Consider the following 6,146-nt stretch of genomic DNA (forward strand, 5'->3'; position numbering starts at 1 on the left):
GTCCGAAATGTTTAAGCTGACACCTGCCGCCGCCGAACAAGTCCTCAAGGCGGCCAAACACGGCGGAACTGAGGGGCTGTGTCTGCGGCTGGCTGCTGGCCAAAATCCTGACGGCAGTATTGATTATCGAATGGGATTTGATGATCTCAGCGAAGATGATATCCGCCTCAATAGTGAGGGCGTAGATATTGTCATCGCGCCCGATTATGTGCCGCTGCTCGATCAAACTGTGATGGATTATGTCGAGCTAGAGCCAGGGCAATTTCATTTCATTTTTCTCAATCCTAAAGACCCCACCTATCGTCCGCCTGCTGATGGTTGAATCAATGCCGAAGAGACATGATTGAGCGTTTTATAATAATTCTGTTCATCCTGTCTGAATCCTGTTAATCCTGTCTATTTATTTAGCGGCGAAAATGCACTTCCAGCCGCAATGCTATGGTTGGCTCAACGGCATACTCCTCTTGAATTGCCCAAGATAATCCCGGCTCCATTTCAAAAAATAACCATGAGCGCCACAGATTGCGCCGATAGCCGAATTTGATCCAGCCTTCATTGATCACCGCATCCGGTTTATCAACGCCTTGAATGCCGCCGCGCACCTGAATCGCCTCCTGATCATTTAAGCGCCGCGCCCAGAGCACTTGACTTGACCAATCAATCACTTTGGTCTGCTCACCATAATTACCAAAGAGCGTATAACGCCATAGTGTATTGGGATCGGCGACCCATTCATAATCAAAGAGCGTGCTAATTCCCGAACCATCTTCCGAGCGCCAATATAGCGTTGAAGTGAGATGAGAGGTGGTCGTCGCTGTCCAGGGCTGCGTATAAATATGGCGGGCTGTAAAGCGTACTTCTGGTGTTAAGCCGCCGGATAAACTGCCACTCACCCGAAATTTACTTTTCGGACGGCGGCTCACTAAATAACCTAGCCCAACTGAACCTTCCGTCTCTTTGATTTCATCTTGCGCCGTGCCCGCTAAATCACGTCCAGTCATTGCCGATTCCGCATCGCTTGTAATTAACAAGCGCAACCGTTCATCAAAATGCGGGAGATCCGCGCCACCACGAAAGCGCACGCCATCATGATCGGCATTTTCAACGCCCGAATAAAAGGCATTGAATAGCACGCTTAAGCGGGCGCTTGCATGTTTTTGGGTTTCAATGCGAGGATCGGCGAAAAAATCGTCTAACCAGAGGGCGACGGCTTGTAAGCGATCCGTGATATACACCTGTCCATCGTCATACCACGGGAGATCGGGCGCATTCGGCGCGGCTGGCGGCGGCGGTGATGACATGTCAGCGCCCTGCGCATCAAAACACCCCAGTAGCAACACGAACTGCACCGCGCTCCACTTTACTGCGAGATTTCCGAGTTGTTTCATGATGCAAGGTTCCTCAATAGCGCATTCAACGCGGCGATTATATGTCGCTCGTCGGCTCTGGCTGACCGGCTGGCTGCTGTGTGTAAGCGGACTGGCCGCTCACGCTGCGCCAGCCGCGCCAAATTGGGCCACGCAACTGACCCCATTGGAACGCCGTGCGCAGGCCGACATCCTGCCGTTGACGTTGCACTACGACATCAGTTGGAGCCAGTGGCTACAGGCGGGCACCGTGCGCGTGACTGTGCAGCCACAGTCAGGACGTGCCAATGCGATGATGACCGCTCAGGCGCGAGCGCGGAGTATCGGCGCGGTGCAAGCTTTTTGGCCGTATGAAAGTTCGCTAAATGCTGAGATTTGGCGGCAAACGCTGCTACCGGCACAGTTTGATCTGACACAGATCAAAAATGGTGAGCGCAAAACCGATCAGGCAACCTATCACCAGCAACAGCGGATGCAGGTTGAATCGACCCTGACATCCGCCTCGGGGCGCATGAAACATACAACGCACACGCATGAGTTGGAGCAGATTCGCGATCTGTTATCGCTGTTGCTGTTTTTGCAGCAGACCGAATTGCGCCTTAACCAATCGCTCACACTGCTAGTGCAACCGACGGATCGGCTCTATCGTGTGTCGTTGCGCGTGGTGGGGCATGAAGCACGGCAGGTGTTTGAAACCACTTGGCCGACGCTCAAGCTAACCGTGAGTGTGCAGCGCGTGACGCCGGATCTAAAACTCGCCAGCTATCCGAAGCTACGTCAGGCGACCCTTTGGCTGAGTGAAGTCGAGCGCGTGCCGGTTGAACTCCAAGCGGAATTGCGCGTTGGCTCAGTGGCGATGCGTCTGCGGCGGCTAGAGCGGTAATCAGAGCTACCAGCGGCCAGCAGCGATTTAGAGCAGATAGCTGGTCATGATACGAGTGCATCGTGACCAGCTTAGGCGTTTTAGAACGCTGCTTGACAGACCGACAGCAACGCAGCGGGGAACAGTCCGAGCGCCAGCAATGCCAGACCATTGAGCGACATAGCAAAGCGCACGCCGCTGCTGGTGAGCAAGGCCGGGGCATCGTCAGCGGGCTTATCAAAATAGATAAACTTGATGACCCGCAGATAATAAAACGCGCCAATGATCGAGAAGAACACCGCAACCAGCGCCAACCACAGCATGTCAATGCGCACGACCGCCTCCAGCACTAACAGCTTGGCCATAAACCCAACGGTCGGCGGCACACCCGCCATCGAGAACATAATCAGCGCCATCATCGCCGCATACCAAGCATCGCGGTCGTTTAAACCCTTGAGATCTTCCAGCCGCTCGGCGTCAAAACCTTGACGACTCAGAATCAGCAGGATACCGAAGGCGCCGACTGACATCACCGCGTAGACGATGGTGTAGAACATGGCGGCGGCGAATCCCTGTTCGGAACCGGCCAGCAGTCCCAGAAAGATAAAACCAACATGCGAGATGGTCGAATAGGCCAGCATCCGCTTGATATTAGACTGGGCAATGGCGACCAGATTGCCCAATCCCATCGACAGCACGGCGAGAATCACCAGCATCCCTTGCCAATCTGGATGCAGCGTGTGCAAACCATCGACCAGCATCCGTACCGCGAGCGCAAAGGCGGCAATTTTGGGCGCACTGCTCAGAATCAATACCGCTGGGGTCGGCCCGCCCTCATACACATCAGGAACCCACATGTGAAAGGGCACCGCGCCGAACTTGAAGCCAATGCCGATCACCAAAAAAGCGATGCCGAACACCAACACCTTGTTCGATATACCCTGCTCGGCGACCGCCGCCGCGACTGGCGCAAATTCGATTGAACCGGTCGCGCCATAGATCATCGACACGCCATAAAGCAGCAGCCCGGAGCCGAGTGCGCCGAGCACGAAATATTTCATCGCCGCCTCAGCGCCCGTGCTCGAATCGCGGTCGAATGCGACCAATGCATAGAGCGCGAGCGCCTGCAATTCGAGACCGAGATACAGCGTCAAGAAGCCATTGGCCGAGACCATAATGAGCATCCCGAGCACCGCGAGCAGTCCGAGAACATAGAACTCGCCGACCAGCATTCCGCGATCTTGAAGCCAGGGCCGCGCATAAATAAAGGTCAGAACACTGACAATCAGAATAGCACCCTTAAGCAGATCGCTCATTGGGTCGCGGATTAAATTGCCGTCGAAGAATACTTGAGCGTCACCGCCCCCGACTGCGCCAGTTAAACCAATAGCGATGACTAGCCCAATTAACGTGATGCTGTGATTTAACCCTTTGTCCTGATCTTTTAAATACAGATCGAGGATGAGCACTAGGCTCGCGGTTATAAGAATGGCGATTTCGGGCAGGATGGGTAACAGATTGGCAGCATCAAATGACATGGGCATTCCAACTTTTCTGTGAATCTGGACGGTGTTTTGAAAATCATGGTTTTAATATTTCTCCATGCTTCCAAAGTTCATACTCGCTAATGTCGATTTCTGAGTTCCATGAAACAGCATGACCGCTAGGATCAACGGATACATTTTTGAAAAAATATGGAAGTAGTACCACGATTCATAGGATTAGTTATGCTAGTGAATGAATATCTAGCTAAATTGAGCGTATCCTAAATCATTAGAGCACTACCCCTCCCTCTACTTTCGTTGAGCCTTAATCTCACTAACAATATCCTTCACAGACAATCCTGCGAGCAGTAAGTCACCTGCTTTTTGATTTAAGCGGAAAACGTTCTGGATGCTTAATAATTTCTCTAGTCAAATCAACATCTAAATCAGGCCAATAAAAATGATCTGGCGATTGCTCTTCTACATTTACAATTGACTTGACCGCCACTTCTCTAAACCATGGAAAATCATCATATGACATAAACAATTCTTCTCCATGGGCGAACAGCCAAACTCCATGCGTAGAAATATTAGTTACTTCCACTTCTAAAATGCTGTTGCCATGCGCTAACAAGCTCATTGCAATGAACCTCAACGAGTGACTCTATTTCTTTCAGTTGTTTTCTTGAATACTTGTGGTTCTTGGCAAGCTCAATTTCAGGCTCAAGCCAAAATTTCGCTTCTCCATCGCCTGACACTACATGGACGTGCATCCTTTCCTCTTCTCTTGAGAAGAAGAAAAATCTATATGCACTTTCTTTGAATACTGTAGGGCTCATTTCACCTGCTGCACATAACGCCAAGCTGAGTCGAACCGGTCGAGCGAAAGCAAAACCAGCTTCGGCTGGAGCACCATGTTAAGCGATTTGGTCGATTCAATTTGTTGGGTGAAAATTAAATCAAAATTGATCTTTTTCCTCGATGGGTTTCGTGGCCAATCAGGATTTGCGCCAAAATCGGCATCATCGCATGGCCACTCTACCCATCCTACCTTGCTATTCTCCCCTAAAGCAAAATTAATTTCGGCTAGATCACCGTGTTAGGTGATTTCCATTTTTTATCTGGTGATCTTGGCGGAAGACGCACAAACTTCTTTGAAGATTCTTTTTGCCTTCTCAGAATATCTTGAAAGATAGCATCAATATTGTGGCCGTGCTCTTCGGCATAAGATTCTCGTAGTTGCCGTGTTTCTTGTATTATCGGATCATTTGACATGGTTTTAGCCCTCAAGAAGCTCAGATGGCGTGCAGATAATCGGTGGCTCATACCCCAATAAACGACATACCGCTTCAATTTTTGGTCTCATAATTGCATTCGCAATATGGGTGCAGTTCCATGTTAGCAAAAAGTCGATTCCATTGACTGCGGCGATTGCAACATGATAAGCGTCAAGCTCAGCTTTTTGAGGCAACGATCCGTGGTTCAGCAAAGCTTCCGCCACTAATTTGACTTCTTCTGTTGCTTCGAGCTCACGAATATCTACTAAAGCAGACATCCTCCGAGCCGCAGCATCTAAGTTACCACGCGAGGCTTCCGCAACGACAAACTCAGATATGTACAAGTCGAATTCTGCTCGTCGATTATCCCACCAATCTGCGGTAATGTTTTGCCACGCGGCCGCACGAATATCTTTGCTTGTTCGAGCGGTAAGATAACTAATCACCGAAGTCTCAATGTATACAGTCGGCTTCATAATTTTAGGCTTTGCCTCTATGGCTTGATCCTTATTCGCTTAAAGCCAACCTCAGCAGCCGCTGAGCGTAGCGAGCAGTCGGACTGGAGGCGTTTGCTAGGCAATTTTTTCTTTTCAGTTACCTGCGTGGGCTTTCAAAGTTAGGTAAACTGTCCCCGGAAGTCCGCACTGTGTTAGGTGATTTGGTCGATTCGATTTGTTGGGTAAAAATCAAATCAAAATTGATCTTTTTCCTCGATGGGTTTCGTGGCCAATCAGGATTTGCGCCAAAATCGGCATCATCGCATGGCCACTCTACCCATCCTACCTTGCTACCTTGCTGGTTATGTTGGGTTGCCAAAAGTCGGCAACCCAACCTACGTTGCTACACTGCTTACAATTCACTTTCATCAATTCTAGCGACATTCATCAAATGCCGCTGCAAACCTATTTTTAACGGCGCATTTCCGTGAATGGGAACAGAAATACGTGCAATTTCTCCGGTTTTAGCATAAATATAATGACTTCCATTGATTCGCTTTAACTCCCATCCTTTTCCTTCAATGAGCTTGCAGAATTGCTTTCCGCTGACAGCTTTCAAACAGCTATACTAACCTGATACCGATTTTTCGTTTTTGACAATTAACCGATAATAGAAAAATTCTCTGTCAGCAAAGAACGCAGCTCGCTTTTGTATTGAC

Annotated in this window: 8 protein-coding genes; 2 read left to right on the forward strand and 6 right to left on the reverse strand. The window is 49.7% G+C overall.

Annotated features, from left to right (window positions below; translation table 11 throughout):
• Positions 1 to 7 precede the first annotated feature (7 nt).
• On the forward strand, positions 8 to 322 hold the full coding sequence (locus BLW10_RS04550) for a HesB/IscA family protein (RefSeq protein ID WP_091332613.1): 315 nt from the start codon (positions 8 to 10) through the stop codon (positions 320 to 322).
• 82 nt (positions 323 to 404) lie between these two features.
• On the opposite strand, the gene BLW10_RS04555 is transcribed toward BLW10_RS04550, so the two are convergent.
• Positions 405 to 1,388, reverse strand: coding sequence for a hypothetical protein (locus tag BLW10_RS04555; RefSeq protein ID WP_177168978.1), 984 nt, complete (start codon positions 1,386 to 1,388; stop codon positions 405 to 407).
• Here BLW10_RS04555 and BLW10_RS04560 point away from each other — a divergent pair.
• Positions 1,387 to 2,250 (forward strand): DUF3108 domain-containing protein, encoded by an 864-nt coding sequence (locus BLW10_RS04560; protein WP_177168979.1) that lies wholly within the window; start codon positions 1,387 to 1,389, stop codon positions 2,248 to 2,250. The two genes, BLW10_RS04555 and BLW10_RS04560, sit on opposite strands and share 2 nt — an antisense overlap.
• A gap of 80 nt (positions 2,251 to 2,330) precedes the next feature.
• Here BLW10_RS04560 and nuoN read toward each other — a convergent pair whose 3' ends face one another.
• The 5 genes from nuoN to BLW10_RS04595 all read right to left on the reverse strand — a co-directional run bounded on the left by nuoN (position 2,331) and on the right by BLW10_RS04595 (position 6,046).
• Positions 2,331 to 3,767: an NADH-quinone oxidoreductase subunit NuoN gene (gene nuoN, locus BLW10_RS04565; protein WP_091332628.1), complete on the reverse strand. Its 1,437-nt coding sequence runs from the start codon at positions 3,765 to 3,767 to the stop codon at positions 2,331 to 2,333.
• Between the two features lie 319 nt (positions 3,768 to 4,086).
• The gene (locus BLW10_RS04575; protein WP_091332616.1) at positions 4,087 to 4,353 is read right to left on the reverse strand and encodes a DUF2442 domain-containing protein; all 267 of its coding nucleotides are present in this window, start codon (positions 4,351 to 4,353) and stop codon (positions 4,087 to 4,089) included.
• Complete coding sequence (locus BLW10_RS04580) at positions 4,304 to 4,552, reverse strand: DUF4160 domain-containing protein (protein ID WP_091332617.1); 249 nt, start codon at positions 4,550 to 4,552, stop codon at positions 4,304 to 4,306. Before BLW10_RS04580 ends, BLW10_RS04575 begins: the two co-directional genes overlap by 50 nt.
• Before the next feature lie 440 nt (positions 4,553 to 4,992).
• Positions 4,993 to 5,466: a type II toxin-antitoxin system VapC family toxin gene (locus BLW10_RS04590; protein ID WP_091332619.1), complete on the reverse strand. Its 474-nt coding sequence runs from the start codon at positions 5,464 to 5,466 to the stop codon at positions 4,993 to 4,995.
• Between the two features lie 373 nt (positions 5,467 to 5,839).
• Positions 5,840 to 6,046, reverse strand: a complete 207-nt coding sequence (locus BLW10_RS04595) for a type II toxin-antitoxin system HicA family toxin (RefSeq protein ID WP_091332620.1) — start codon at positions 6,044 to 6,046, stop codon at positions 5,840 to 5,842.
• Between the last annotated feature and the right edge of the window lie 100 nt (positions 6,047 to 6,146).

The sequence above is a fragment of the Allochromatium warmingii genome (assembly GCF_900107145.1).
GTDB lineage: Bacteria > Pseudomonadota > Gammaproteobacteria > Chromatiales > Chromatiaceae > Thermochromatium > Thermochromatium warmingii.

Excerpts from the sequence above, each read along its gene's own strand:
- BLW10_RS04550 (WP_091332613.1), top strand. The coding sequence starts at position 8 with ATGTTTAAGCTGACACCTGCCGCCGCCGAACAAGTCCTCAAGGCGGCC.
- BLW10_RS04560 (WP_177168979.1), top strand. The coding sequence starts at position 1,387 with ATGATGCAAGGTTCCTCAATAGCGCATTCAACGCGGCGATTATATGTC.
- BLW10_RS04555 (WP_177168978.1), bottom strand. The coding sequence starts at position 1,388 with ATGAAACAACTCGGAAATCTCGCAGTAAAGTGGAGCGCGGTGCAGTTC.
- nuoN (WP_091332628.1), bottom strand. The coding sequence starts at position 3,767 with ATGTCATTTGATGCTGCCAATCTGTTACCCATCCTGCCCGAAATCGCC.
- BLW10_RS04575 (WP_091332616.1), bottom strand. The coding sequence starts at position 4,353 with ATGAGCTTGTTAGCGCATGGCAACAGCATTTTAGAAGTGGAAGTAACT.
- BLW10_RS04580 (WP_091332617.1), bottom strand. The coding sequence starts at position 4,552 with ATGAGCCCTACAGTATTCAAAGAAAGTGCATATAGATTTTTCTTCTTC.
- BLW10_RS04590 (WP_091332619.1), bottom strand. The coding sequence starts at position 5,466 with ATGAAGCCGACTGTATACATTGAGACTTCGGTGATTAGTTATCTTACC.